Source organism: Sphingopyxis sp. H050 (assembly GCF_001468265.1).
GTDB lineage: Bacteria > Pseudomonadota > Alphaproteobacteria > Sphingomonadales > Sphingomonadaceae > Sphingopyxis.
The window spans coordinates 10990-36367 of record NZ_LNRZ01000014.1 but is presented as its reverse complement, the minus strand read 5'-3'; the positions used below and the strand labels follow the sequence as shown (position 1 = coordinate 36367).

At 60.8% G+C, this 25378-nt stretch carries 24 protein-coding genes and 1 pseudogene; 5 read left to right on the top strand and 20 right to left on the bottom strand.

What is annotated here, in order from left to right; translation table 11 throughout:
* Positions 1–82: 82 nt before the first annotated feature.
* The 6 genes from ATE67_RS19945 to ATE67_RS19920 form a co-directional block, all read right to left on the bottom strand.
* Positions 83–1348, bottom strand: coding sequence for a DUF3422 family protein (locus tag ATE67_RS19945; RefSeq protein WP_007015740.1), 1266 nt, complete (start codon positions 1346–1348; stop codon positions 83–85).
* Positions 1349–1525: 177 nt separating this feature from the next.
* Positions 1526–2023: a hypothetical protein gene (locus tag ATE67_RS19940; RefSeq protein WP_039330979.1), complete on the bottom strand. Its 498-nt coding sequence runs from the start codon at positions 2021–2023 to the stop codon at positions 1526–1528.
* A gap of 154 nt (positions 2024–2177) precedes the next feature.
* The gene (locus ATE67_RS19935; RefSeq protein ID WP_007015738.1) at positions 2178–2807 is read right to left on the bottom strand and encodes a hypothetical protein; all 630 of its coding nucleotides are present in this window, start codon (positions 2805–2807) and stop codon (positions 2178–2180) included.
* Positions 2808–2867: 60 nt separating this feature from the next.
* Positions 2868–3536, bottom strand: coding sequence for a hypothetical protein (locus tag ATE67_RS19930; RefSeq protein ID WP_007015737.1), 669 nt, complete (start codon positions 3534–3536; stop codon positions 2868–2870).
* Positions 3537–3579: 43 nt separating this feature from the next.
* Positions 3580–4953, bottom strand: coding sequence for a hypothetical protein (locus tag ATE67_RS19925; protein WP_007015736.1), 1374 nt, complete (start codon positions 4951–4953; stop codon positions 3580–3582).
* Positions 4954–5523, bottom strand: a complete 570-nt coding sequence (locus tag ATE67_RS19920) for a recombinase family protein (RefSeq protein ID WP_007015735.1) — start codon at positions 5521–5523, stop codon at positions 4954–4956.
* 140 nt (positions 5524–5663) lie between these two features.
* Here ATE67_RS19920 and ATE67_RS19915 point away from each other — a divergent pair, with 140 nt between their 5' ends.
* The 4 genes and pseudogenes from ATE67_RS19915 (at position 5664) to ATE67_RS19905 (ending at position 10202) form a co-directional block, all read left to right on the top strand.
* Positions 5664–8633 carry a Tn3 family transposase gene (locus ATE67_RS19915; RefSeq protein ID WP_007015734.1) on the top strand — a complete coding sequence of 990 codons (2970 nt, stop codon included), beginning with the start codon at positions 5664–5666 and terminating at the stop codon, positions 8631–8633.
* Between the two features lie 57 nt (positions 8634–8690).
* Positions 8691–8840: pseudogene (locus tag ATE67_RS21185) on the top strand (transposase); the annotation flags it as partial.
* A gap of 462 nt (positions 8841–9302) precedes the next feature.
* On the top strand, positions 9303–9512 hold the full coding sequence (locus ATE67_RS19910; RefSeq protein WP_058539811.1) for a hypothetical protein: 210 nt from the start codon (positions 9303–9305) through the stop codon (positions 9510–9512).
* Between the two features lie 30 nt (positions 9513–9542).
* Positions 9543–10202, top strand: coding sequence for a hypothetical protein (locus ATE67_RS19905; RefSeq protein ID WP_058539810.1), 660 nt, complete (start codon positions 9543–9545; stop codon positions 10200–10202).
* Positions 10203–10212: 10 nt separating this feature from the next.
* On the opposite strand, the gene ATE67_RS19900 is transcribed toward ATE67_RS19905, so the two are convergent.
* Complete coding sequence (locus ATE67_RS19900) at positions 10213–10998, bottom strand: hypothetical protein (RefSeq protein WP_058539809.1); 786 nt, start codon at positions 10996–10998, stop codon at positions 10213–10215.
* Positions 10999–11174: 176 nt separating this feature from the next.
* On the opposite strand from ATE67_RS19900, the gene ATE67_RS19895 reads away from it, so the two are divergent.
* On the top strand, positions 11175–11399 hold the full coding sequence (locus tag ATE67_RS19895) for a hypothetical protein (RefSeq protein ID WP_058539808.1): 225 nt from the start codon (positions 11175–11177) through the stop codon (positions 11397–11399).
* 31 nt (positions 11400–11430) lie between these two features.
* Here ATE67_RS19895 and ATE67_RS19890 read toward each other — a convergent pair whose 3' ends face one another.
* The 13 genes from ATE67_RS19890 to traC form a co-directional block, all read right to left on the bottom strand.
* Positions 11431–14217: a conjugal transfer protein TraG N-terminal domain-containing protein gene (locus ATE67_RS19890; RefSeq protein ID WP_058803349.1), complete on the bottom strand. Its 2787-nt coding sequence runs from the start codon at positions 14215–14217 to the stop codon at positions 11431–11433.
* Between the two features lie 12 nt (positions 14218–14229).
* Entirely contained in the window at positions 14230–15672 is a 1443-nt protein-coding gene (locus ATE67_RS19885) for a conjugal transfer protein TraH (protein ID WP_054735543.1), read from the bottom strand.
* A complete protein-coding gene (locus ATE67_RS19880; protein WP_058803385.1) occupies positions 15672–16475 on the bottom strand; it encodes a conjugal transfer protein TraF in 804 nt (267 codons plus the stop codon). The genes ATE67_RS19885 and ATE67_RS19880 overlap by 1 nt, the downstream gene beginning before the upstream one ends.
* Positions 16472–16849, bottom strand: coding sequence for a hypothetical protein (locus tag ATE67_RS19875; protein ID WP_058803350.1), 378 nt, complete (start codon positions 16847–16849; stop codon positions 16472–16474). The genes ATE67_RS19880 and ATE67_RS19875 overlap by 4 nt, the downstream gene beginning before the upstream one ends.
* A 3-nt stretch (positions 16850–16852) precedes the next feature.
* On the bottom strand, positions 16853–18520 hold the full coding sequence (locus tag ATE67_RS19870; RefSeq protein WP_058803351.1) for a conjugal transfer protein TraN: 1668 nt from the start codon (positions 18518–18520) through the stop codon (positions 16853–16855).
* 65 nt (positions 18521–18585) lie between these two features.
* Positions 18586–19323 (bottom strand): type-F conjugative transfer system pilin assembly protein TrbC, encoded by a 738-nt coding sequence (trbC, locus tag ATE67_RS19865; RefSeq protein ID WP_058803352.1) that lies wholly within the window; start codon positions 19321–19323, stop codon positions 18586–18588.
* Between the two features lie 10 nt (positions 19324–19333).
* The gene (gene traU / locus ATE67_RS19860; RefSeq protein ID WP_082660520.1) at positions 19334–20326 is read right to left on the bottom strand and encodes a conjugal transfer pilus assembly protein TraU; all 993 of its coding nucleotides are present in this window, start codon (positions 20324–20326) and stop codon (positions 19334–19336) included.
* 37 nt (positions 20327–20363) lie between these two features.
* Positions 20364–20636, bottom strand: a complete 273-nt coding sequence (locus ATE67_RS19855) for a hypothetical protein (RefSeq protein ID WP_058803354.1) — start codon at positions 20634–20636, stop codon at positions 20364–20366.
* Positions 20633–21295 (bottom strand): type-F conjugative transfer system protein TraW, encoded by a 663-nt coding sequence (gene traW / locus ATE67_RS19850; protein WP_058803355.1) that lies wholly within the window; start codon positions 21293–21295, stop codon positions 20633–20635. Before traW ends, ATE67_RS19855 begins: the two co-directional genes overlap by 4 nt.
* Positions 21292–21768 carry a S26 family signal peptidase gene (locus tag ATE67_RS19845; protein ID WP_231728247.1) on the bottom strand — a complete coding sequence of 159 codons (477 nt, stop codon included), beginning with the start codon at positions 21766–21768 and terminating at the stop codon, positions 21292–21294. Before ATE67_RS19845 ends, traW begins: the two co-directional genes overlap by 4 nt.
* A 109-nt stretch (positions 21769–21877) precedes the next feature.
* Positions 21878–22429: a TrbI F-type domain-containing protein gene (locus ATE67_RS19840; RefSeq protein WP_058803357.1), complete on the bottom strand. Its 552-nt coding sequence runs from the start codon at positions 22427–22429 to the stop codon at positions 21878–21880.
* Positions 22426–22803 (bottom strand): hypothetical protein, encoded by a 378-nt coding sequence (locus ATE67_RS19835; RefSeq protein WP_082660514.1) that lies wholly within the window; start codon positions 22801–22803, stop codon positions 22426–22428. Before ATE67_RS19835 ends, ATE67_RS19840 begins: the two co-directional genes overlap by 4 nt.
* Positions 22800–25373: a type IV secretion system protein TraC gene (gene traC, locus ATE67_RS19830; RefSeq protein WP_058803359.1), complete on the bottom strand. Its 2574-nt coding sequence runs from the start codon at positions 25371–25373 to the stop codon at positions 22800–22802. Before traC ends, ATE67_RS19835 begins: the two co-directional genes overlap by 4 nt.
* Positions 25374–25378: the final 5 nt, after the last annotated feature.

Sequence of the window (25378 nt, the reverse complement as noted above, 5' to 3'; positions counted from 1 at the left end):
TTCGCCTGCTAACTTAACAATGAAATGTGCTTGGAGGCTGGTAACAGGCGCTGTCGCTTGCGCAATTTCCGCGTGGATGCAGTTAATGGCCGCCCAGAACCCGCTTCTTGAGCGAATGGAGCGCAAACCACACGGATCCCAGGACCGGCAGCACCAGCAAAGCGATCGCAACTTCCGGATCAACCCAGTCAAAGTGATGGGACGCACCCTTTATGGCATACCCTAGCAGGCCGATGGCATAATAACTCACGGCCACTACTGAGAGGCCCTCGACGATCTGCTGCAAGCGCACTTGCATCGTCGTGCTGCGCTCCATCGATCGAAGCAGCTTCGCGTTCTGGTTCTCGATTCGCGTCTCGATGCGGGCGCGCAGCAGTTCGGAGATTTGGCGCGCACGCCGTGTCAGCTGGCGTTCGCGCTCAGTCAAGGCGGCGCAGGTGCGCGCTGCTGGCAGGAAGCGGCGTTCAGTGAAGTCGACGAGCGAAGCGAACCCACGGATCGGTTCCGGAGCAAGTTGTGCGAGCCTCTCTTCCACCAGACGCGAATAGGCTGCGGTAGCGTTCATGCGATAGCCGATTGACGTGGCAATGGTCGAAAGTTCCAGGCTGAGGTCAGACAATTGCGCCAGCAAATCATCGTCAGAGGCCACCGAGGACGTTACGGCCTTGGCAAGTGCGGCCAATTCGCGTTCGGCCGCGTCCAGCCTTGGCCAGGCCTCTTGTGCCACCGGCAGCCCCAAGAGCGCCTTGTTGCGGTAATTCCCAAGCTCCTGCAATTGCTGCAGTTGCCGGGTGAGATCACTCCGGTCGACTTCCCCGGCTGACACCACAAGGCGCCCCCGGCCATCGGGGTGAATGCGAAAATCCGACCAGATACGCACTCCCCCGGAGAGGCCGCATGACACAAGCTCGCTGCGATTGAAATCAACCGCCGGCAATGCCCTCTCGACTTCGGCTTCGTCGCCACCAACCCAGATCGATGTCGCGCGAATGATTGCGCCCGGCAGGGTTTCCGCCCAGTCAATGGCCTCGCCCACCGAAGAGTCCAGTCCGGGGTCGAGCAAAACTTCGATGGCGCGTTCCGGACAAAACACTGTCAGCGTCGAACCTTCGCTCTGTCGCTCCCATGTAAAGGAGACGTCGCCAAAGAGTGCACCTGACAGGTGGCGCGGATTCTCTTCATCCGATTGGCTTCCGCACAGAGCGGACAAGACTGAGCGCTCCGCCTCACGCTCGCCAGGCCCAACCTCAAGCACCCACTGGAACACTGCGACCGGCAGTTGCAACAGCGGCCAGCGACGCAAATGCATTTCGCTGACAACTTGCCGCCGCAACTCATGTTCTCGCATAGCCTCATTCCCCGCCAGTGGATTCCGGGCCAGACCTATTCAAACAAGCGCGAAGCCGCAATGCCGGTAAAATCGATCTCGGCTAGCTGCCATCGGACATGGCCGCAACAATGGGCAGCTATCCCTCGTTCACTCCCCAAAACCTGCCGTTCCGGACCGTCCAACAAAGTTGCCGCTTCAATCTTTGATCGGCCCATATGTCAACGGGTCCCTGGTCCAGGATGGACCGAGGTGGAAATCTTCGCTTGCCGACGGTACCGGGCCATCAGGTTGGGAGGCGACATAAGGAGGGCAGGGCGGCTCCACCTCTGCCTTCGTTCGCAGGACTTCGCCCATTGCACCCGCCCTTCCGCGGAGAATGCGGACCAGCCACGACAGGGACAGGAGCATAACGCCAGCTCCTCGCCCAGCGAGGCAGTAATAGAGGCAACGCTGGTAATCGTCGCAGTCCGCCGAAAGAATGCCTGCCAGCCTTACCTTTGCCCCGGGTGTCTTTCTCTGGACCGCCTCCAGCACCTCGAGCAGTTCCTGCGCCGCGTAGTAGGCGTCGAAGGGCTCGACGCCCAGGCTGGCATTTGCCACCATTCGCATGGTCGGCAAGATCTCCTCTTCGACGGCGGCATCCATCAAGGTGACCTCGGGATCGAATTTGCCAAGATCGAATGAGGTACGCATCGCTTTCTCCTTCGACACTCCGACTGCGTATGTGCCGGACCAAGGTCAATGAGCGATCGAAGGGGTCTTCGATGCAGTCCGAAGCGAGGGGAGGGCGGCCCTTTGGTGGACACCGTTTGCTCGACCTCCCGCCGCAGCGCACGCCGATGAAGGATCAGGCATCGACAAGCCGCATTCCCGGGCAGTCCTCGATCACCTGCGGCCGCCATTCGCCGCGATCGGGGTGCTTGATCCAGATCTGGTCGGGCTTGTACTCCTCGCCATCGAGGAATTTCTCGCGGAAGGCCTCCCAGGTCTGCGATTCTGACATCAGGCGTTCGCAGAAATGCACCTCGTCGCTGACGGCGATGAACAGGCGCCTGAGCAGGTCGGGCGCCTGGGACAGGTCCACCACGCAGCTGTCGAAGCGGGTGGCGAAACTGGCCATCTGGTCGCGCAACCTGTCGAGAATATCGCCGACGCTGTCATAGCAGGTGAGCGCCAGCAGCACCTCTTCTTCGCATGCATCATAGGGGTGCCGCTGTTCCCGCAGGTCCAACAGGCAGAGTCGCGGAAGGGCTTCCTGCCGTAGCCATACTCCAGCGGGCCATGCGCCGAAGATCAGCGATGCGTCACCCAGCGTCTCGAAACCACGACCGAGATTCTTGCGGCCGAGCATTTGGGTGTTGCCCAGATCGATGGCCAGAATTGCCTCCTTTGCACGCAGCTTGTCGGCGATGATTTCGGTGGCAACGCTGGTAACACCGGTGCCGCCGGCAATGCTCTGGACTGAGATTATGCGCATTTGTTGATCCTCCTCGTGAATGTGGACTTGTGGGGATGTGTAATTGTGGGTCTGTGGGCGTCAGAGGCCGAAAGTGCAGATCGCGTAGCCGGGCGGCGCGAGGCGCTCGATCCGCGACCAGAAGGTGCTTTCCCCATTGGGCGCACGCCGGTTGGTCGGCACCGCAATCTCTGCCATGGGGCCGCGAACCTCGATCACCGTGCCGCAGTTGCTTTCGTCGCCGATCGCCAGGTTCCGCTGGAACTCCGCGATCCGCTCGCTCGCTGCCTCGAACCGCTCTTCGACCGCGGCAATCCGGCGCTCTTCCTCGTCGACGACCGCAGCGGCATCGGCAACGGTCGGCAGTCGATCCGGGTGAAACAGGTAAATCGCCGTGGTGTTGGACAGGCCGCCGAACAAACGCCCCATCACCTGGCTCCCGATATCGCCGGACCGTGAAATCTCCGAATTATCCATCAGGAGAGACACGAACCCCACCAGCGGCTCGCCTCCGCTGCCGTCGCAGATCGCCACTTCACCGCGCCATTGATGACGATACCCGGTGGGTCGGGTCAGGTGGGCAATGACGCGGTTGCGGAACATCCCGGTCCGCAGGTCATCGGCCGGGACGATGGTGCCACCGTGAGCCTCGCAACTTTCTGAGAAGACCTGCTGGCTACGGCGCGTGACAATCATGGCGTCGGTATTGCCGCGCTCCTTGAAGAGGGCATAGCGTGGGAGGTACGCCAAGCAACGCTAAGGACGAACAATACCGGAACGGCGTGCAAGGGCATCACCTGCGGAGGCCGATGATGCCCAGCTCTTGCCACATCCACGTAAAATCATAGGTAGCCATTGGCTCGCCGACCCCGGATTTTGCTGCGCCATTCTCTATATATTTGAGCCAGTCGGCCACTTTCGCCCGGCCAGCCTTCGTGCGGGCCAGAGCGCGCGGCGTCTTGTTGCCAAGGGCAGGCACCGCTTCATCAAGCGTTTTGGTATATTCGCGTGTCAGCATATCATGAACGATGCGCTCCATTTCGTCCGGCGGGATATCGAGCGGCTCTTCCTGCGGAGCGCGGGCGGCGTCATCAGCCATGAACTGGGCCAGAGTCCGGATTTCGGTCATAGGTGTGCTCACGCAATCACCAAGCCATTCGCCCATTTGCGCAATCGCTTTCTCCGCACGGGCGGCACTATTGACCTCAACGATCAGTTTGCGTCCCGCCAACTCGACATTGGCGAAGACGGGTGTGCCGTCCTCCATGGTCGTCACAAAAGCCTGCCCGCCTTTGGCCGTTCGTGGTTTTCTCTCCTTCGTCACCGGCACCAGCCAGTTCCAGAATGTGTCGCTGGCAGGCTCCAGCCATTGTGCCGCGTTCAGCCTGCGAACCACGCTCTTGCCGATCACGCCCTTGGCCAGGGGGAAGACGATGCGGTGGAACACAAGATCATCGCCATCGGCGTTGACCATATCCGGCATGGTGCCAGGCATGGCTTTGCCCAGACAATCGAGCAGCCACATGTTCGTGAACATCGGGCCTGATGCCCGTAAAATAGCATCCCGGTCGGTCTGGTTTAGTTCGGAGGTGTCCTTTGCATCGTCCGCAAGCCGGCCAAACGCGTCGATCAGTTGTAGGGCGCCATCAGCGCTGAACGGCAACAGCGCGCCCGAGATGCCATGGCGACCGTTCACATCGACAACCCGTGCAGCGATCTTGTCCCAGTTGACGAGGGTCTGTGTCGCGCCGTGTTCGCGGACCGTGACTGGCGCAACATCCCGCAACAGATCACGCAAGGTCATCGACTGACCGGGGACGACCTCGCTAACCTCATAGAGCGACATCATCGTATCCCGCAGCGCGCGCATATAGGCCTTGTTCGGCGCCTTCTCGTTCCAGCCTCGGCGCTTGAGATAGTCATCGACCAGATTGCGACCGTCAGGTTCCAGTTCCTGTGTCAGCAGATCTTCAAAGGCGCAGCCCCATAGCGGCCCTTGCCAATGATCACCGATGATCTCGAATATGGCGTCGGGTTCGAGGCCGGTCGCTTCACATGCCGGACCGAGATGCGCGGACAGCATTTCATCCATCGCCTCGTCCCACGGAGCACGATCCGCATATTTCATCAGCCCGGACAGATCGTGAGCAGATTTCAATCTGGACATTCAGGCAGGCCTTTCCACGCCAAGGCGGCGCATTTCGCGATAGATGGTGGATCTGCCGATGCCGAGTTGCCGTGCTGCCTCTGTCGGCGAGATACGGGCTTCGACCAGTTTGATGGCCGCATCCACCTTGGACATGTCGAGCGGCTGACGGCCAGGCTGCTTGCCCTTGGCGCGTGCAGCGGCGATCCCATCGCGGGTCCGCTCAGAGATTAGCCGCCGCTCGAAATGGGCGATAGCTCCGAACACATGGAAGATGAGTTCGCCGGCGGCCGACGAGGTGTCGATTTTTTCCTCAAGACTCAGGAGGGCGATGCCTTGGCTGCGCAAAGTTTCGACTGTGGCGAGCAGTTCAGTCAGCGAACGCCCAAGCCGATCGAGGCGGACCACGGCGAGCGTGTCACCCTTGCGGGCATAGGCGATCAGTTCGGCCAGTCCAGGCCGCTCCATGCTTTTTCCCGATATTACATCGGTGAACACCTTGATGGCGCCGGCATTCTCCAGTCGCATGGTCTGGCCCGCCACATCCTGATCGCCGGTGCTGACGCGGGCGTAGCCCAGAATGCCGCCCATCTATCGTGTCTCCCAAACGGTCGTTCTGTGGACGCTCTGAAGGGCGACCGCTTCACCCCGCCCATAGCCGTCCACATACTATGTCTCTTTACTCATGGCTGTCCATAGGCGCAGTTGACCTTTTGTGGACGGGAATCGGCATGACGAAGCGCAAGCATCAACTCCTGACCGAGAGCGAGCGCAATCAGATCCTTGCCATCCCGACCGATCGCGACCACTTGGCTCGGCTCTACACCTTCGAGCCTGCGGACATCGAGATCATCGGCGCGCGACGGGAACGACGGAACCAGTTGGGCGTCGCGCTGCAACTCGCGCTCTTGCGCCACCCGGGCATCACACTGGCGCAGTTGATACAGAACAGGGGAGCGATGCCCCATGATCTCGCCGCCTTCGTCGCAGAACAGCTTGGCCTGCGCGTCACGGATCTGGCTGACTATGCGGCGAGGGACCAGACCATGACGGACCATGCTCGCGAGCTAGCCGCGCGCTTGGGACTGCGAGGGCCGACGCGTGCCGATATTCCGTTCATGATCGAAGCGGCCACGAAAACGGCATGGGCGACCGACAAGGGGATGACGATAGCGACCGGTGTTGTCACCGCCCTTCGTGAGGCCCGGATTCTGCTGCCGTCCATCTCCACCATCGAGCGTGCCAGCAGCGCGGGGCGCGCGCGTGCCCGCAAGCAAGCCGCCTATGCCCTGATCGACGATCTCAGCGCTGAACAGGTCCACGCCCTCGACCAGCTCTTTGACGACGCCGGGGGCATGAGCCAGCTCGCTTCGCTCAAGACCATTCCCATCGCGGCAAGGCCCGATCATATCCGCCAGATTCTCGACCGCCTGCGGCAAGTGCGGAAGATCGGCATCTCCCCGGACGTGGCTGGCCGCATCCACGCGGACCGCTTCCGGCAATATGTCCGGGAAGGCCGTGCATCGCCTGCCTATATGATCGAGCGATACGTTCCCTCCCGGCGGCGCGCCACGCTGGTTGCCTTCCTGCTCGATCTTGAAGAGCAGCTGACCGACAGCGCTCTGGAGATGGCGGACAAGCTGATCGGCAGCATCTTCACCCGCGCGAAGAATGCCCAGGCGCGTAGCTATGCCGCCACATCGAAGAACGTGGCGCGGCTGATGCTGATCTTTCGCAGAACGATCGATGCGCTGACCGATGCGGTCGATACTGGCGAAGATCCAATTGAGGTCCTGGACGCATCGGTCGGGTGGAACACCCTGATGAAGGCGAGGCCGGAAGTGGCGAGCATCGCGGAAACCGCCAACCTCGATCCGCTGACGGTCGCGGCCGACCGCTATGCGACGTTACGCAAGTTCGCCCCCGACCTGCTTGAGACGCTCCAGTTCAGGGCCGGAAAGGGCAGTGCGAAAACGATCGCTGCCATCGAAATGCTGCGCGACCTCAACAGGTCGGGCAAACGCGATCTTCCTACCGACGCTCCGATGCCCTTCCGTAAAGAATGGCGAAAAATCGTCGTTGGCGATAACGGCAAGATCAACCGGCGGCTCTGGGAAATCGCAACGATCGCGCATCTGCGCAACAAGTTGCGTTCGGGGGATGTCTGGGTGGAGCGATCGGCGGGATACCGCCAGTTCGACAGCTACCTGCTCAGCGAACCGAAGGCGAAGCCAATCGTGTCGGCTCTTGGTCTGCCACCCACAGCCAGCGAATGGCTCGAACAACGGGGCCGCGAACTGGACTGGCGACTGAAGAAATTTGCCCAGCGCCTGAAGCGCGACGCTCTGGAGGGTGTGCGGTTCCGCGACGGCCGCCTCCAGATATCCCCGGTTCGCACGATCGCGATGCCCGATGCCGAAGCGCTGGCTGACCGGCTCGATGCGATGATGCCCCGCATCCGCATCACCGAGCTGCTGCATGAAGTGGCGCAGGAAACCGGCTTTCTTGCTGCATTCACGAACCTGCGCACCGGCGAAGCGTGCCCCAACGAAAACGCGCTGCTCGCCACCATCCTTGCGGATGCCACCAATCTCGGCCTGTCGCGCATGGCTGCCGCGAGCCAGGGCGTGACGCGCGACCAGCTCCTGTGGACCCATGACGCCTATATCCGCGACGACAGCTACTGCGCGGCGCTGGCCGTGCTCATCAACGCGCATCACCGCCTGCCATTCTCGCGCGTATGGGGCGACGGCACAACGTCCAGTTCCGATGGCCAGTTCTTCAGGGGCGCGAAGCGCGGTGCATCGGGCGGCGATATCAACGCCCGCTATGGCGTCGATCATGGCTTCAGCTTCTACACTCATGTTTCCGACCAGCGTGCGCCTTACCACGTCAACGTGATCTCTGCCGCGACGCATGAGGCACCCTATGTTCTCGACGGCCTCACCAGCCACGGCACCGATCTGAAAATCGTCGAGCATTACACCGACACTGGCGGGGCGACCGATCATGTCTTCGCCCTGTGCGCGATGCTGGGATTTCGCTTCTGCCCGCGCCTGCGCGACTTTCCAGACCGGCGCCTCGCGCCGATCGCGCCGGTTAAGGCCTATCCGGCCATCGCCCCGCTAATGGGCAAGCGTATCCGCACCGACATCATCGCTGAACAATGGGATGACGTGCTGCGCCTCGTCGGCTCGATCAAGGCCGGCCATGTCGCGCCATCGGTCATGCTGCGAAAGCTCGCCGCGTACGAACGGCAGAACCAACTCGACGTCGCGCTACAGGAAATCGGCAAGATCGAGCGAACCCTGTTCATGCTGGACTGGCTGGAAAATCCCGATCTGCGCCAGCGATGCCATGCTGGTCTCAACAACAGCGAACAACGCCATGCCCTGACGCAGGCAATCTACACCTTCCGCCAAGGCCGGATCATCGACCGCAGCCATGAGGCGCAACAATATCGGGCATCCGGCCTCAATCTAGTCATCGCCGCGATCGTCTACTGGAACACGATCTACATGGATGCTGCCGCCCAGCATCTACGATCAACCTCGGTCGCGGTGCCTGATTATCTGCTCGCCCATACGTCCCCCGTGGGTTGGGAGCATATTGCCTTCTCCGGCGATTTCCTCTGGGATCGCGCAGCCGCTTCCGCTGGCCGCAAGGCCCTCAATCTCCCGCCGGATAGCCGCGTCGCATAAGCGTTCGCTGATTGTTCGCCCTTAGCGTTGTTTAGCGTACCATCCACGCTATGCCCTCAACTGAAGCTGATCAAGATCGGGGCACGTGTCGTCCGCCATGCCCGCGCCATCACCTTCCAGCTGGCCGAGGTGGCCGTCACCGGTCCGATGGTCCGCGCCATCCTCGCCGCCATCCGCCGATTGCGAGCGCCTCCGCTATGCGCATGACCGCCATCCACGCCCAAACTGAACGAAAACGGCAGGATGGGTCTGTCCGCTGCGCTGAAAAACACCGCCACCAGGGCACAACACGGCGGCTTCGCGGGCCGATCTGCCCTGTCTCAGCGCCTTGCGCGCCCGACGACGCCGCTCGGGACGGAAAATGATTGTCCTGCGGTCGGATTCAGGCGAAGCTCACGTCAGACGGCATGCCACTTGGGGAATGTATGGTCATAAGATTTGCGGCGGTCCGCCTCGCAGAGGAGCGCCATACCGACTCAAGGGTTTTGATGCTGAGCGCGACCCAACGCAGCGCAGTCTAACGCTTTCACGCGACAGGCTTGCCTCGACGCCAATGCAACCGGCAATGCGCCCAATCGAACAACCGGCAAACCCTTGATAGTTAGTGATACAGTCTTGACATACGGTCCACAGCAATGCGACCGATCACAGGGTCGAAACGAGCACCGAATGGCAAACTACGACGACGCTCTGAAAGTAATGGACGCGGTCGCAAAGTACCGTGAGGACGAGAGCTTGCCTAACGACCCGCACGAAATCGACCGCCTGTGCGAACGCTTGTTCTCGAACGATGGATTTGACGAAATCGCCATCGCATGGAAGCGTATTTCGAAATACGAGCGTGAGGTACACGGAGGCGATTGGCCAAAGGCCGATTGATGAGAATTGCCGTCATGCTACTATTGCCGCATGGCGAAACGGATTGAGCTCTACCAGGAAGCTGCCAAGCGGATGGCGATCAGCCCTGACGCGTGCATGGAGCAAATTCGGCGCTGCAGCATCAGTTCCAAGTTCGGATATGAGGGCACTGACCCAGCTTCGCTTGCCGCGATCGTGGGAATGGACGCAGACTGGGGTGCCGCCGCATTTGCGGAACTGCGGAGCACCGGTTTCATTAAGACGGACTGGGCCCGTTTCAAATGGTACCAGCCCAGCGGCAAGCAACTCGATGATAAGATAGCCGAACTAGCGGCAATCGAAGCCGCGGCAATCATCAGGCTGTCGTCCATGGACTGCGCGCCGGCACTACCTGTTATCCGCGCCTTGGCTGAGAACTTCCTCGAAGAAGCGGATGGCGGGGACACGATTGGGACGAGCCTTGCTCATAACAGGATGATGCTGGCGATCGTCAGCGCCACCGGCGAGCTTCGCCTCATGGAAGATTACGTCAAACACGCCAGTTTGGCGGTCGCCTATGCAGTTGCGGCTCGACTTGAGGCTGCCGACCTCGAGGGCATGAAACGTTCAGCTAATGTCATTGTGGACCTCATCGGGACGCCCGAACCGCGGGACTGTGCAGCCGAAGCTGTCGCCATGCGGCTCCACCCGAGAGAGCCCGTGATCGCGTAGGAGGCCTCACTCAGCAAAGCGGCAGGGCTACCTGACCGACCTCTTCCAAAGGCTCTATAATCGGCGTGAATGTGCGGGAGCTGCCCGCATAGGTTGGATACCCGGCTATGTTGTCCTCGATCGTCTGAAACCCATCCTGGCGGTCGTTGACCGGATAGATGCCCTCGCCCATCTTTTCGATGAGCGTCTGGAGCGAAGGGGCGATGCCATCGAAGAAGATCCGGCTAGCTGCGCGAACGCCCGCAAGGTCGCCTGACCTGGCAGATCCAAGAAACTGGTCGCTCGCCTCCACTAGAAATCCTGTGCGGACAGCATAAGAATCTGCCATCCAAAGGAGGCGGAAAAACGCCTGGGGGATGAATTGCGAGACAAGGTTGGCAAGGGTGCTTTCCTTGCCACCCAGGACGATATGCGTCAGCCCCATGGCACCAAGAAAAAAATCCTCGTGTTTCACAGGGACGTTTCGAATGCGTTCGTCGATGAATGCCGCAAGCGGGCCAAGAGTTCCACCCCCGGACTGCGCCAACCGTACTGCTCCGATCTCGACGATTGCGCCCAACGAAAGGCGCCATTCCTCAACTTGGCTCTGCGAGAATGTTGAGATGACATAGGACGTGCCCGAGCGGGTAAGATAGCCGCCGACCTTCAAGGCGACCAGCAGCCTGCGCGCCATATTGATATGAAGCCCGTAGTAGGCAGCCATGTCCTGGGCAGAGTACGGTGCTCCAGCCTTGAGCTCGCCAAATAGAATGCGCTCTCGAAGATCGAGATAGGTCGCGTCAGTCTTCGATAACATGCTCTCAACGGCTCGCTTGAATTCAGCGCAACCGCTCCCCTTCTGGTATGATTCTGGCACCCCACGCAATCGCTGATACAAATCGAATCGGCAATCGACTCCTAACCCCTCGCAGCGTTGATCCTATGATTGTCTTTTTGGCGTAAAAACGCTACGGAAAGGCTAGGAGAACCCCGATGGACGATTTCAACAACAGATCGAACATGGATCCGATCACTTATGCTGTCGTCACTGGCGATATCTCACGCGGCGCATCCCCAACTGATCTCCCTGGCCGTTTCGGCAACCCTAAGAGCCCGGAAGAGTATCTCACCTACGGAGGGAAGCCTTCGAAGGGTGGTTCGCTGATTGCACTGGCTCTTTCGATTGCCTTCCTCATCGTGGCCGTCCTTAGCTGGTAGCCTTTCCGGAATAGCGGTTGGGTTTAAAAGGTCACCGCTGATCACGATCATAGAAGCGCTCATTGAAGCGATCGTCGGCACCGTCCTCGCCTTTGCGATCCTGCTGAAAATCCTGACGGCGCTGGCCGGATCGCGTGACATTGGTCTCATAACGCTGTCCGAGAGACTGACCGCCTTCCTCAATTCGATTGCCGATCGCGCTGTCTGACGCCCCCTCGACAAGATTGCGCGGTGACCCGGCTGAACGACGGGGACCCTGTCCGCGTAAGTCTGCTTCGGTAAATGAGCCCGGACCTGAGACATTGCCCACAAGCGAACCAGATTCTGGTATCAGATCGCTGAACGGCGCCACCCGCTGATCGTAATAGTCGGAGATTATCGCCCGAGCGACCACTTCAGCAGTCGCCTGCTCCTGGGGGCTAAGATCAGTACGGGCCAGACTCGGTGCCGTCAGACCCAGTTCACCAGCCTTTTCCTGGTACCGGCTTGCGATAATCTGGCTGAGGTCAAAGGAGAGATTGGACCCATAGCCATCCCTACTTGAGGTGTTGCTGCTGAGGGATTTCGAGACCTCGTCGATCGCCGCAATGCGCTTATCAATCCGCCGAACGTCCTCAAGAGCCTGTTCACGGGAAAAGGCCTTTTCCGAGTACCCTTCGCTCCGGCTGAAGCTGCCGCTCTGCGAATAGCTGCCGCTGTCCTGCGTTGCGTTGGATCCATTTGAACGATTTTCAGATGTCGATGAGTCGAAGCCTTGGCTCTGGTTGGCTTCAGTTCCTCGGGTGACCGAATCTAGCCGCGAACGGCCGCCACTAATTCCCGCTTGAACGTTGCCGCCAATGGCACCATTCGCCCCGCTTCCGCCCTCGCCATTTGCAGCGCGATTACCGCCGCGGCCCGCTGAACCACCAACGCTCAGCGAGCCACCCTTGGTTGTTTCGAGACGATCCGTATTGCTTTGCTGGGCTCCCTGCGAGGAACTCACACGATCGCTCTCCGAGACCGTGTCGCGTGCATCAAGCGACTGGTTGTCAAACCGCTGAAGGTTCTCGCCCGACCGGAACCCTGCAGAACTCTCGGAGCCGCTGGAATTGCGGGTGCCGGTTGTTTGCCGGCTCGAAGTTCGATCAGCCAACGATAGCGCGCGGGAGCGCTCTTCGCTCAGCGTATTGCGCGCAGTCTCCAGCTCGGACAGCGTCTGCTGACGCTCAGCATTCGCGAATTGGCTGACAGAAGATGCAAACGCGAGGCGGCTCATCGCAGGTGAGGTATCGTAAATCGTCGACCCATCTGATGTTGTTCGGGTTATCGCGGCATTCGCACCTACGCTCGACATGATCGGCGCGCCCCCGGAGAACGACGGCGCCGTATTCCACTGGTCAGACTGCCGGTTGGAGCTCGAGAGGTTCATGTAGCTCTCGTTGCCGTAAGCGTAGTTTCCGGTCGTGCGCTCCACCGCTGCGGCCTCGGCCGCAGACTGGGCAGGTGCCAACATCGAAGTTGCCTGAGACGACACCGCCATCGCGCCTTTGGCCATGCCTGCAGCCAGAAACGGAATCGACATCATCAGGAAGCCAGCAATCGTTGCCGTATCCGTGTTGACGGCATCGATTCCTGCCATCCCGGCCATCGTCACCCCGCCCGGCGAGGTCGCGTTCATCGCATCAGCCGTCCGGTCCATGATGAACATGTGCAGGACCACGTAGAGCGGTCCCCAGGCGGCAAGGTAGAAGAAGCCGGTAAAGTATCCCTTCAGCGCAGGCGTCCCACTGCGCGGGATGAGAAAGAGCGGGAAGATCACCGGGAACATCGCATAGAAGACGACCGTCAGCACGATGTTGAGGAGCGGGACCCATGTCATGGCCTGCTCCGCTATCGACGTATAGGTATTGCGCGCCTGCTCCTCGGCACGCAGGACCGCGAAGGTGTCACCATCGGCCGCACCAAGGTTGGCGCGCGCCTGAAGGAAAGCGTTGACGAGCGAGCGCTGTTGGAAAATCTGCTGCGCGGACTGCGAACTGCCATGGAAATGGTTGGCGACAATCGGAAGGTCCGCAATCAGCTTCGAGCGCGCGAGCGCTGGGGTTAACCCCGGGAAAATCTTGCGACCTTCTTCCTCCAGTGCCGTGTCGGAATAGGTCGTAACGCCGGTGGCGATCGCCGTATAACCGGCCTGACACGTGACGATGGTAGGAGGGCCGCTTTCGGGCACGAACTTCATCCCTCGCGCGGGCGATCCCGGCCCCATCTCCGTCAGGATATCGTTGGAGTTCGCGATCGTATCGAAAGATTTGAAGCCGAGCAGAATGTCGTAGAAGAGGCACTGCTTCATGTACTCTTCAAGATTGGCGCTGATGCGGGGATCGCGGATCCGGAAGTCCTGGGTGCGGTCCCACAGGCGCGCGCCGTAGATCATGCCGTTGCTCGACATTTGGAGCGAACCTGGCATCACGAAAACCGTCTCAGCCGTGCGCGTGAGCCAATCACCAGCAGTCGAACTGACCGAGGCTATCATTGCCAGTCCCAGAGGGACGTTTGCGACCGTAGCGGGTGCCAGGGATGGATTGAGGCGGTCGGTAACCCTCACCGTCATCGTGGGTACGATGAGGGCACCGTACATGAGCGTGGCCCCCAGAAACCAGTTGAACCAGGCACGCCAGTTGAGGCTGAACGCCACCACTAGCAGCGTGTAAATCAAGCCCATGACCATCACGACGCGCAGCAGCGAGCGAAAGCCCCCTCCCCCTGTCCAAGCGGATACCGCGTTGAAGACATTGACGATGTATTCGCCCCCGCCGATCGTGAATATCTCCATCATGGCACGCGGTCCCTACTGGATGCCCTGGCGCGAAAGCGACGTGCTGAATGACAGCGCGGCCGACATCTGCGGCGACAGATTGTTCCTGAGCGTGCCCTCGAGGAACACCGCGCGCTGAACGACATGCTGGGTCCGGTCGAGGCGCAGCTTCATGCCTTGCGAGTATGTGTCGAGCACCTGTCGGACCGAATTGATCTGATCGCGCCACTGCGAAAGAGCTTCCTCATTGGCATTCTGGAAGGTCCCTACCCCGCGCGAGGCATAGCCATAATATTGCTGCGCAAGCGCATCGAGCAGATCCATCGCCACGATTTCGGCGAGGTCATTCATGTCGTTGCTGGTCATGCCCCCGAGGGTTGCGGCAGCGTTGACCGTCATGATCTTGTAGAGTGGAATGGTGGTCGCCCCGAGCAAGCCGATTTCGTCACTGGTGAGCGCGGCATTGCTGCGAACCTTCGCGTTCATGCTCTCGATCATCGCCCGGACCCTGGGTTTCAACGCCTGTGACGCCGAAATCGACATGGCCTGCGTGGTCGGGTTGAGGCACTTGTCGTTGGTATCGCAATTCAGCATCGTGACCGAGCTGGTACCGTCCAGAAGCGCGGTCAGAAGGGCGCGGTCGCCCTGCCCCACGAACTGGAACCCGCGTTTGCCACTGGCATCGCCATCCTGGTAGAAGATCACCGTTCCGACGAAGGTCATGAGGTACTCACGAAACTCGGTCGAGAAACTGGGGTAGCTTTGCTTGAGCATCTCCCACGTGAAGTTGTAACTCTGTGCAGGAATGTCGGGATCGCTGTTGGCCGCGATCGTCGAGGCACGCTGCCCCCCTGTCCCGCATTCATGGCGGCTCTTGGCCCAATCGGAGAACAACCCCTGGCTGTTGCCGACCGACTTGCAAATCTCCGAGGACATCCGATCGGACTTGCCCCACAAGCCGCCGACGAGGTTCTGCGCCACTTCGCAGCTGTTCATGTTGAATTGGTTCATCTGCTGAACCTTCTGTGCCATTTCCTCGATGGTCGAGGCGATCTGCGGGCTGATTGACTTGATTGCGAGCTGGAAGGCAAAGCCCAGCGCGTTGTTGGCAGTCGCTTTCAGCATGGCCACTATTTCGTCGGTGTTGATGAAGGAGAAGCTGCCGGAGAAGACGTCGATGCCCCCGCATCCAGCTTTGACCCCCGGCAGCTGCAGATTGACCGGGTTCACGTTCTTTTGCGGAAAACGGGTCCAGATGTTGCCACCCGAGTAATAGCCTGCCGACTGGCCCTGATAGGCGACGGGGCCGGTGGCATTGGCGGCAGCGCCCATGTCGTCAAAGAAGCTATTGAGCTCCGACCCGACATTGGCACTGACCGGGGCTGCCGCAAAACTCGCAGCGGCAAGCACGGCAAGGGCCGTCCCCGAAGAGCGGAAGAGGCGGGCGGCAAAGCCGCGCTTGGTCTGGCGTGCCATCAGTAGTCACTCCCGGGCTCAATCTGGGTGAGGTAGAAAATGCGCTGCATCACATCGTCGGCCGCCATCACGCCGTAGCCGATCGGAATCGGCTTGCGTGTCTGGGTGTCGAAAAGGACCAGCGCCGGCACAGCTCCGCCCTGCAGACCCATGCGCTGGTACTGGCCGCTATCGACGACATAATTGGGGAACGCTTCGTTGGGTCCGCCATCCATCGAGACCGCGAGAACCTCGAGCCCATAGGTGTCGGACAGCGCCCGCATTACCGGCGAAAAGGTTCGGCAAGCCGAGCAGGATGAGGAGTAGAAATAGAAGACCCCGTAGCGCTCGGTAAGCGCCGCCATCGAGCCCTCACGCTGGGCTTTGCGATCCTCCGCCCAAGTCTGCTTTGCGAGGGTCGAGACGGGTCGTTCGAGCGTATAGTCGAGATCGGGGTTCTGCCAGATCGAGCGGCCCCACACATCCGCGAATGTCGAAGCACGGTCGAGCTGCTCACGCTGAAACCGGATATAGCTGACGATGTTTTCGGACGTTGGCTCGAGAATGGCACGTGCCTTGAGCTCATCGAGCTTCGCCGTAATCTGGGCCATGCGCTCAGTCGCAGGAATGGCAGGCGATGCAGGCATTGCCTGCTCGCGTGCCCTGCGCTTGGCCTCCTCGGAGTTGCAGTAAAACCAGCTCCCAAGCTTGCGCTCGTCGCAGTAGAACGCATCGCGATTGGCATCAGCCGGTGGCTGGGCCAGCAAGGGAACAGCCGCGGCCCCGAGGGCCGCCGCAAGGCTCAGGAGCGCTAGTCTCGTCATGGGCATTTTCCTTTTTCAAGGTCGAGCATCTGCAAGAGGAAGGCGGTCTTGAAGTAACCGCGGCCCCGGTCGATCATCCGGATCATTCCCCCCGACAGGGTGGTGGTCGCCTCCACACCTGCCGGCGTGAGGCAAAAGTCGAACTCGCCATCGCTCACCCGAGTGATCGAGCCGCAATCAAGAAGACGCTTGATCGATGCTGCGAGCTCACCGACCGTCGCAGGCCGCAAGAACCAGTCTTTGATGAGCGCGAACATCTCGGTCTCGCTGCGCGCCAGATCGCGGCCGATGGCGACGCTGACCGCGAGATCGAGCACCTGCGCTGGCGGAAACGGCTCGCTATGCGGGAAGGCAAGAATATCGGCGCTGCTCATGGGTCAGGTCCCACCGTTCGTGTTGTAGTAGTTCTGAATTTTCTGCTGGATCTGGATCGACATATCGATCTCGTCAGGCAGCTTTGCCGCATCAACGAACTCGGCATAAACTTCCCGGAAATCCATGCGGCTCAAGTCAAGCTGCTGGAATTGGGCAATCAGGAAACCTTCGCAGTCAGGGCGCTGCGGCGTCCCCCACCGCATCCCAAGTTGCGCCTTGCCCTGTTCATTGAGAATACGGACGAGCTTACTGCCATAGCAGCAGTACGACTGCTTGCGGGTCACGCAGACGCCGAGCACGCGGGCTGAGCAATAGGTCCCGATAAAGCGGCACAGACCTTCGTCATCCCGCTTGTCTACCTCACGGTCCTCGCGGTCGCACAGGAACGGCGTGAGAAGCGGCACGCCCTTGCCGCTGCAGCAGTTCGACAACCCGAAAACCTTTCGGGTGCAGCGCAAATGCTCGCCACTGAAGATCTTCAACCGGTCAGGATCAAACCCGTCCCGCAGCTCGCCCATGACGTTCATGGCCACCATGGCGTCCTTGAACTCAGGTGATGCCTCGCGCTCGACCTGAGTGCATTCCCCATTGATGCAATAGAGATCGCCTGCACAGACATAGGCGGGCGGCGGCGGCGATCCCGCGCCGGGAATGGCGCACTGGTACCAGCGATCATGGACGTTGCAGGTCACACCATCCGCGTCAAAACTCAGGCACTCATCATGGCTGAACCTGCAATCCCCACGCGCCTCAAGGGCACCACAGTCATTGGCAGGAGCCACCCCTTCACACTGATAGGTGCGCTGCCACTCCCAGCAGCTGCGCGTCACCGAAAGACCATTGATGACCCGCGTCTCTCCAGGCGCAGTGCAGACCTCGCTCGCTAGCGTGCAGGTGGCACCATTCGTGGCGCTCTGGCAGGCGGCCTCGTCAATGGTCTCGCCGACGATCCGCGAGGTATTGCGTTCAATCCCGCCGGGTACGCCGCTTAGCCGAGAGGGGCATTGCCAGAACTGGCGGAAGAACGGCTCACCCGGCTCAGCACACCACCTGCGACCAAATTCCTCTTCCACCCACTGCAGGCACCTTTGCCCTACCCGAACGGTGCGCTCGAGAGTGCAAGAGCTGGAGTCCGGTGCTTGCGCAAGCATCGGACACATCTCATTGCGATCAGCAAACGCTTCGGTTTCGCAGACGTACTCCCAGGTGCGTCGTCCCTCGGTCTGGATCTGCAGCGGCGCATTGCAGTTGCGCGCCTCCGCAAAGGGCTGCGAGCCGGCGTTGCAGCTTTCAAGATAAGTCGTGGTGCCAGTGCCTCCCGGAGGTAAGGGGTTGCAGGCTCCCGCTGCTCCTCCAGGCCCACCACCAGCGCCGAGATAGGCGTCGGGGTCAGCTTCAATCAGGCGACCGGCAGACAGGTCGACAGTCCCCGGATCGAAACGGGTCCTGTAGGGATCGACGATCACACGGTACTCATTCTGATACCGCTGCGCTTCACCCGCCGCTGTCAATCCGACAGGATCGTCGACATAATCACGCGCTGGAATATCCGTACCCTGGAAGCCGGGCACGTTTGCCGCCGAACCATTGCCAAGGATGTCCGAAGACGTGGTGTCACGGACACCCTTTGCGATTGCTTCGCCTTCTACCCTAGCATCACTGGCCGCCATCTGAGCGTGAGCAAGATGACCGCAAGCCGCAAGCGCAAGGGAGACCGCAAGGATGCGCAGGCCATTCACCTCTTCCCCCTCAGATTGGCAAGGGCGAGACGGGCAACCGGCGCGCCCGGACCGTTGGCCCCGGCGAAGGTCTCGAGCACATAAGCCACACTGGTATTGCCTGAGATGCGATCATGCGGCGGCGGCGCGGTCACACAATCGAGCTGATCGCAGGGCTCGAAATCGGTCGCTAGAGCCACATAGGTAGGCACCCGGTCGACGCCGAAGGATCGAAACAGCCGGGGATCGATTGCCACGTTGCTTGCGCCAGACTGGTCTGTAACCTTGCGGATACCGCTGATGAAGGTCTGCGGATTACCGGTGGAGAAGCCGCGGAAAACGACAACGCCGCCTGCTCTGGTCGTGTCGGCGATCATCTGTGCGAGCGCCTCTTCTGGCATCGACAGGCTGGCGAATGCCACGAACAGCGGCGCACCCTTGGGGCGGGCCATGCCGGCCCTGGCGCCAGCCACCATTTCGTCGAAGTCGACCGGGCCATCCTTGCCGGCGATCTGCGACACATCGAGGCCTTCAACTGCCTCATAGCCTTGCGCGACAACCGTCTGCGCCTCTTCGCCTTGGGTTTGCGCGTTAGCGGTAGCATAGTCGAAGAGCGCCTGGGCGTCGGCCTTGAATGTATCGGCCCGCGCCTCGATCGCTTTCGGGTCGAAGTCCGTCAAATCCTGGGCAACGACGGCTGTAACACCAAGCAGCAGGCTGGCGGCGAGAGCGGGGAAGAGTCCTCTGCGGTTCATTGGCGCGACCTCACAACATGCAGCAATTGCGTTTGCGCCAGAGGAGGAAGCCGACATCCTCGCCTTTGACGGGATAGACCTGCCCAGATTTGGGCAAGATCGTGGTCGCTCCAATCGGAGAACAGGCTTCGCGGCCACTCACCATGGGCGTCGGATTTACCTGCTGCATCCGGTACTGGCTCTTCTTGAGGATCGGCATGATGTACTTGGAACACAGCGCTTTCGATCCGCTGGTGCCCCAGGCGAGACCCTGACGGTGGAGCTTGTAGACCATGCGCTCGGCCGCGAGCCGCGCTGACTGCTTGATGCCGATATTGGCACCAACATTGCCGTTCATCGGATACATCGAACCTTGGCAACCAGAGCACCAGAACAGCTCGTCCATTGGCAATCTTGCGCTGGCCGAGATGCAATCGGCCGAGCAGGCGGCCTGCGCGATGACTGAGGTGAAAAGGGCGGCCTCGGGATTGAGCAGAGATGCCAGCTCGTCGTCCTGCCAAAGCGGATCGATCTCGCTCATATAGGCAACGTCGAACGAGCTCGCCTCGAGACAGAGGAAATCGGTCACCACCTCGAGCCAGTAGAGAAGCGGGTAGATGTAATAGTGCACGTGGTATTTGGCGGTGCGCTGGGACTGGCCCCCTAGCTGCGCGCCATCCGAGGCATAACCGTTACCGATCGAAAAACCGGGGTCGAGCTTGATGCCGCCAAGGTTCGGAAAGCACCACGGCTTGGTCGAGACATCAATCAGCCGGACCGGCTCCCAGAACCCGATTGCAAGGCCGATGCGCGGCACCGGCGTGCCGCAGGCGCAGATCGGAAGATCCGGATTGTCGGTGTCAGTACGCGATGATGGCCAAATCTTGAGCGACCCCAGCGACAAGGGGAACATGCAGCCCCAGCACACATCGGTCACCGGATTGACGAAACTGCCTGAGCACCGGCCAGGCCCGCTCGGAAGACCCTGAGCCAGAACCGGAGGGGCCAGCACGGTTGCCGCCATAAACAGGGACGCAAAGCCCAGGAGGAGCGCAAGGAGCCTAGAGCGCATCGTCTCTCTCCCTCATCAGCCAGGCATCATCCGCCGCGTTCTTGGCCCGGACCCAAAGGAACCCCTGAAGCAGAGCGAAGGTCGTAGCGCCTGCGAACATTGCGAGAGCAAAGATGCCGGTTAGCGCCCGAAGTGCCCCGAACGAGACGACGAGGGCAGCGACCAGAAAGAGCCCGGTCATCGTGCGCAAACGTGCCGCCTTGAGCGCGCGCGTTTCGGGCGCAGCAAGAGGCGCCGGAACCAGATTGCGCCAGGAGTTCATGCCCCCCTCCCCTTGCGCGCAATGGCTTGCTCAGTGACTATGAGGACGTCGCCCCGCTGCTCGACCAGCGCCGGGGTCCGGCGTATCCCGAAATAGCTGGTAAGACGGCCGTCCTGATCAAAGTAGAACCGGCGCTGGTGAGCCTTCATGAGCTCGAAGGGAGAGCCATCAACGAAGATGATCTTGGCGCGCGCATCACCCCCGTGCTTAATCGCCCATTCGACTTCTGCCGGGTCGTCTCCATCAACAAAGAGGAGCTTCTTGCTAAGCCCAGCAGCGGCAAGCGGGTTGACGCGCTGACCGGCCACAGCAATCGGGTTTCCTTTGTGATCGCGGATGTCCTTGTCGATCCGGATCGAGGGATCGAACTCCCAGCTCCGGGTCTCTTCCGCAGGCGAAATCCCGGAGACCGGGACCGGTCGCATCACCCTCGCCTTCACCTTTTCGGCGAACTGGCGATTCATCTGATCGAGTTTTCCGGTCGCAGCCGCATGGTCGAGCCGCGCCTTGATAACGCTCAGGAGATCTGGCTCAGCAATGGGCCAGGTCTGGCCCATCTGCCCGTGGTCGACGCTTTGCCCAGACACTGCCCCGCCGCTCGAAGCCGTCGCTGACACCGCAAGTCCGCCAGCAACGAGGAAGGAGAAAGCGACCCTCACAGGATTGGCTGCCCGGTGCCGACAAGCCGGTCGCGGCACACAAAACCGATGTGGGCATAGCGGCTGTCGAACCCGTCCTTGTGCGGTGTGCCTGCAAAAATGCAGCCTTCCGGCACAACCCCGAGCGGGCCAGCGGCAAGACGATCGCCGCGCTTCGTCATCGGTTTGATGGTCGCCACACGCTTGCCGTTGACGTGCACATCATTCCCGATGCGCGTCACCATGTCGCCCGGCAGACCAAGAGCGATCTTGGTGAAAGCCGCCGGCTTCGCCCCAAAATACTTGACCGTAATGGGATCATGACCGGGATGGAAAACCACATAGTCCCCGCGCACCGGAAAACGCCTGGCCTCGACCACGAACGCCCAGTTCGGGAGCGAGTCCGTCACGTTGATCATCAACGCGTGGTTCTCGCTCCACTTCGAAGCTGCGCTGAGGGCACCTGCAACGAGACAGACAGCAGCGATCGCCACAAGCCTGCCACCGGTCGAAAGGCGTCTGGTCGCACCTGTCTTCACAGGGGGCTCACTGTCCGACAAAAGCCGAGCAAACCCCTTGCGTTGAGCCGAACGAGGGAGCGGATCAGGGTTTGCCATCGCGCTGACGCCCCTGATTGGCAGCCATGAAGGCCTGCATCTCTTGTTCAACGCGGGCCGCCTGACCCTGGGGAGCGGCGCCAAGCGCTTGGGCGGGTTGGGGACGCGGAACCTTTGCGTAAACGGCAGTCTTCACGCTCTGCGTGACGTCGGGAACCTCGCCGCCCACGATCGCCTCATGAACGAGCACGACTTTCCCGGACTTCGACAGGCCAGATACAGTCTCATCAAGCGCTGCCATGAAGACAGCGGTCTGCCGCGCAGCAGTCTGCTCGTCGGCATTCGAGCGTGCCTGTGCCTGGAGATAATCCCCGATGATGCCCTGCAGCTGAAGCTGGACGAATTCCTGCTGCCCTGCCCCCTGTGCGGCAACACTCTTGGTCACCCAGGCCCCCCAGACAAAGGTCGCCGCAGCGCCCGCGAACAGGAGGATTTCACGAGCCGACAGCGCGGCAAAGCGACTGCGACGTCTGACCTGTGAGGCCTTTGCCGAAGCGGGTGTGGCAGGCGCCGCCATATGGTCGAAAAGGTCAGTCATTGGTCATCTCCGGCAATAGAAAAGGCTGAAATCAGGCTCGCGCGGCGGAAGAAGGCGATCAGCACAAAGCCCGTGAGCATGACGCCGAAGCTGATGGCCGCGAACTGGCCGCGTCTCGAAGCGTCGGCGGCAACGAAGCGCGACGCGAGATTGTCCAGATGAAGCATCAGGCCATCGAGAGTGAAGCCGCCAAGCACGAGGAAGAACAGCGTGGCGATGCCCAGGGTCGCAAGCGCGCTGGTGGCAAGCCAACCGCTGAACCGAAGGGCAATAACGACAAGATCCTGAGCGGCCTTCTTGCGGCGCGCAATGGCCGAGTGACGCATCGGGGAACGGCCAAGGGGACGTGCCAAGGGACGAGAAGGCGTGCTCATTCTGCAGCCTCCCTCATCGGAAGATATTCAGGCACCTGATGCTCTTCAGGGAATGCGACTGCCTCGATGGCATCGGGCATCCGGTAGCCACGCTGCACATAGTCCTCAATCTGAGCGAAGACGTGCGGGCTCGATGAATAGAGCGTGCCCGAAAACCGGTCGAGGACCAGGCGAGCGACGCATTCAGTCTCTGGGCCGCGGATGAAAATGTCCGAGTAGTCGGTGCCGTTTCGCTTCAGCGACCGGAGCAAAGCCTCGGTCATGTTGTCCATCTCGAACCGGTCCGAATTGCGAAAATCCGAGATGGTTTCGCCCTTCTGCTGGAGGATGAGGAACCAGTCGGAGTTTTCGAGGGCGGCCCGCGAGCCTTCGGATTTGTAGTAATCGTGGATCGACTGCGTGGCAGTGATCAGCGCGCCGCCATATTTGCGGCAGGTGCGCGAATAGGTCTCGACGAAGTCGGCCATCGCCCCGCCCTTCAGCATCTGCCAGGCCTCATCGATGATCAGCGGTTTCGGGATCGCGCGGTCCATCCGGCGCATGACCTGCGAGGCAATGAACATGATCGAGGTCAGAACGACGCCGCGCAGCTCCACCCGGGTCGCAAGGTCCGAGAGCTCGAACACGGTAAGATCGGCCGACAGATCAAGGTTGGCATCGCCAAGGAAGAACTTCCCGTATGTTCCCTTGGCCGCGAACGGCAGCAGCGAGGTCGCCAGATCATAAGCGAAGGGATGCTCGTGGCCCTTGAGGGCCTGCATCACGTGATCGATGGTGCCGTCCCGCCCATGGGTGTCCCACACAAGATTGACCGCCTGGTCGATAAGCCCGCGCTCCGTGTCATTGAGCCGGGTCTCGTTGCGCGCCATCTGCGACACGATGGATTTGAGCATCGCAAGGCAATCGACCAGATAGTCGTCGTCACCTTCGGCAAGGGCCTCGTCGATCATGCGAAACGGGTTGATCGAAATGCCCGAAGACAGCTTGAACTCGGTGAAGGTCCCGCCCAGCGCCTTGGCCATATGCTCGAAACTGCGGCCGTCATCGATCACGATGGTCTTGGCCCCGACCCCTGCAAAGCTTGCCGTGAGGTCCTGCAGCAGCACCGACTTGCCCGAGCCGGACTTGCCGGAGATCGCGACATTGTGGTTGCCGGCACTGTTCTGGAAGGGGGACCAGAATTGCGGCTGCCCCCGGCGACCTACGAAGAGCAGGTGCGGGATGTTGCCACCGATGTATTCGCCCTGGATCGGCGCAATCGCGGCAAGGTTCGCCGACCGCATGGTGCGCATGCGCTTCATCCGCTTGAGGTCGCTGTCGAGCCCGTCAGCCAGCAGCAGCGGAAAGTGCGCCATGAAGGCGGGAAGCTGGATATGGGTCTCGTCAATCAGATCCCACCCGCTCGCCTTGTAGAGAGCCTTCAGCGTGCGCTCGCAGGGCTCGCCCCGGCCCTTCGGCGCGATGATCGTAACAGCATAGTAGCAGGACACGAGCTTCTCGCCCTGCTTGACCCGGTCGGCAACGAACTGCCACTCAGCCGCTTCGGTACGCAGCTTGGGCACAAGCTTCACGCCCTTGCCTTCCGCAAGCGAGCTGGTGCGCACGAACTTGTAGCCGGCCTTCGCTTCGGAAGACTCCTGATTGGGGATCACTCCACAAGCCGTCTGCAAGACAGGACAAGGCAGCGAGAGCTTGGGGTTGAAGATGTCCCCAATCACCTTCTGGCTGTCCCAGGGTGCCCAACGATCCGGAAAATTGCGCACCGCCATGGTGCGCACATCGAAGCGCTCAGGCACGAAGTCCTTTAACTCGGGCACGCCATCGACTGATGAGCCCGTTGGCCGCAACGACTGTGCCTCAAGCACAAGGCGGTCACGACCGACATGGGTGACGAGATCGCGCCTGATGCACTGCTCATTGATAGGATCGAACCGGTTGTATCCCGGCACTTCGTCGCCAGCGCCAGTGGACGGGGCGAGGATCTCATCGAAGAAGCGGATCAGGTCGGTTGGCGCGAATTCCTTGACCGGCACATCGATGGAATCGAGCGCGGATATGATCCCCTCGCGCATGGTAAGGAGGTCATCGGTCGAAAGGCCCGAACCGTCACTTATCCCGACCGCGAGCAGCACGCGAAAGCTCCGCACAAAGAACGGGCCATCGCTCGCAAGAGTGGACCATGCTCCATTGCGCAACTTGTCGACGCGGTGACGGGCGAGCGTCTGGAAAACCCCCGAAGCCTTGTAGCGCGGCAACGCCCAGGCCTGAAGTTTCTCAGCAACGCGCGGACTCGAATAGTTCGTGACCGAGAACTTGGTGCCGGGCAGAAGAATGTCGGAGAACAGCGACCCGATCACATCATTGACCCGGTCGTTTGCACCGACAAGCGGCGCGAGCTCGATGATGAAACCCTTCGAGCGGACCTGATGAAAGATACGCTTCTCCTCATCGAACGAGCGATACCCGAGGAAATGGGAGAGCATTGGCACGCTGGCAGGCCGAGCGTTCTGCTCAGGCTTGCGAGCGTCGCCGGTTACCAGATCGATGATGTTGGTGAAGGCCTGCAGCATGGCGC

What these genes read in the sequence shown, in the direction of transcription:
- ATE67_RS19945 (WP_007015740.1), bottom strand. Translation starts at nt 1,348, where the DNA reads ATGCGAGAACATGAGTTGCGGCGGCAAGTTGTCAGCGAAATGCATTTG.
- ATE67_RS19940 (WP_039330979.1), bottom strand. Translation starts at nt 2,023, where the DNA reads ATGCGTACCTCATTCGATCTTGGCAAATTCGATCCCGAGGTCACCTTG.
- ATE67_RS19935 (WP_007015738.1), bottom strand. Translation starts at nt 2,807, where the DNA reads ATGCGCATAATCTCAGTCCAGAGCATTGCCGGCGGCACCGGTGTTACC.
- ATE67_RS19925 (WP_007015736.1), bottom strand. Translation starts at nt 4,953, where the DNA reads ATGTCCAGATTGAAATCTGCTCACGATCTGTCCGGGCTGATGAAATAT.
- ATE67_RS19920 (WP_007015735.1), bottom strand. Translation starts at nt 5,523, where the DNA reads ATGGGCGGCATTCTGGGCTACGCCCGCGTCAGCACCGGCGATCAGGAT.
- ATE67_RS19915 (WP_007015734.1), top strand. Translation starts at nt 5,664, where the DNA reads ATGACGAAGCGCAAGCATCAACTCCTGACCGAGAGCGAGCGCAATCAG.
- ATE67_RS19910 (WP_058539811.1), top strand. Translation starts at nt 9,303, where the DNA reads ATGGCAAACTACGACGACGCTCTGAAAGTAATGGACGCGGTCGCAAAG.
- ATE67_RS19905 (WP_058539810.1), top strand. Translation starts at nt 9,543, where the DNA reads ATGGCGAAACGGATTGAGCTCTACCAGGAAGCTGCCAAGCGGATGGCG.
- ATE67_RS19900 (WP_058539809.1), bottom strand. Translation starts at nt 10,998, where the DNA reads ATGTTATCGAAGACTGACGCGACCTATCTCGATCTTCGAGAGCGCATT.
- ATE67_RS19895 (WP_058539808.1), top strand. Translation starts at nt 11,175, where the DNA reads ATGGACGATTTCAACAACAGATCGAACATGGATCCGATCACTTATGCT.
- ATE67_RS19890 (WP_058803349.1), bottom strand. Translation starts at nt 14,217, where the DNA reads ATGATGGAGATATTCACGATCGGCGGGGGCGAATACATCGTCAATGTC.
- ATE67_RS19885 (WP_054735543.1), bottom strand. Translation starts at nt 15,672, where the DNA reads ATGGCACGCCAGACCAAGCGCGGCTTTGCCGCCCGCCTCTTCCGCTCT.
- ATE67_RS19880 (WP_058803385.1), bottom strand. Translation starts at nt 16,475, where the DNA reads ATGACGAGACTAGCGCTCCTGAGCCTTGCGGCGGCCCTCGGGGCCGCG.
- ATE67_RS19875 (WP_058803350.1), bottom strand. Translation starts at nt 16,849, where the DNA reads ATGAGCAGCGCCGATATTCTTGCCTTCCCGCATAGCGAGCCGTTTCCG.
- ATE67_RS19870 (WP_058803351.1), bottom strand. Translation starts at nt 18,520, where the DNA reads ATGGCGGCCAGTGATGCTAGGGTAGAAGGCGAAGCAATCGCAAAGGGT.
- trbC (WP_058803352.1), bottom strand. Translation starts at nt 19,323, where the DNA reads ATGAACCGCAGAGGACTCTTCCCCGCTCTCGCCGCCAGCCTGCTGCTT.
- traU (WP_082660520.1), bottom strand. Translation starts at nt 20,326, where the DNA reads ATGGCGGCAACCGTGCTGGCCCCTCCGGTTCTGGCTCAGGGTCTTCCG.
- ATE67_RS19855 (WP_058803354.1), bottom strand. Translation starts at nt 20,636, where the DNA reads ATGAACTCCTGGCGCAATCTGGTTCCGGCGCCTCTTGCTGCGCCCGAA.
- ATE67_RS19840 (WP_058803357.1), bottom strand. Translation starts at nt 22,429, where the DNA reads ATGACTGACCTTTTCGACCATATGGCGGCGCCTGCCACACCCGCTTCG.
- ATE67_RS19835 (WP_082660514.1), bottom strand. Translation starts at nt 22,803, where the DNA reads ATGAGCACGCCTTCTCGTCCCTTGGCACGTCCCCTTGGCCGTTCCCCG.
- traC (WP_058803359.1), bottom strand. Translation starts at nt 25,373, where the DNA reads ATGCTGCAGGCCTTCACCAACATCATCGATCTGGTAACCGGCGACGCT.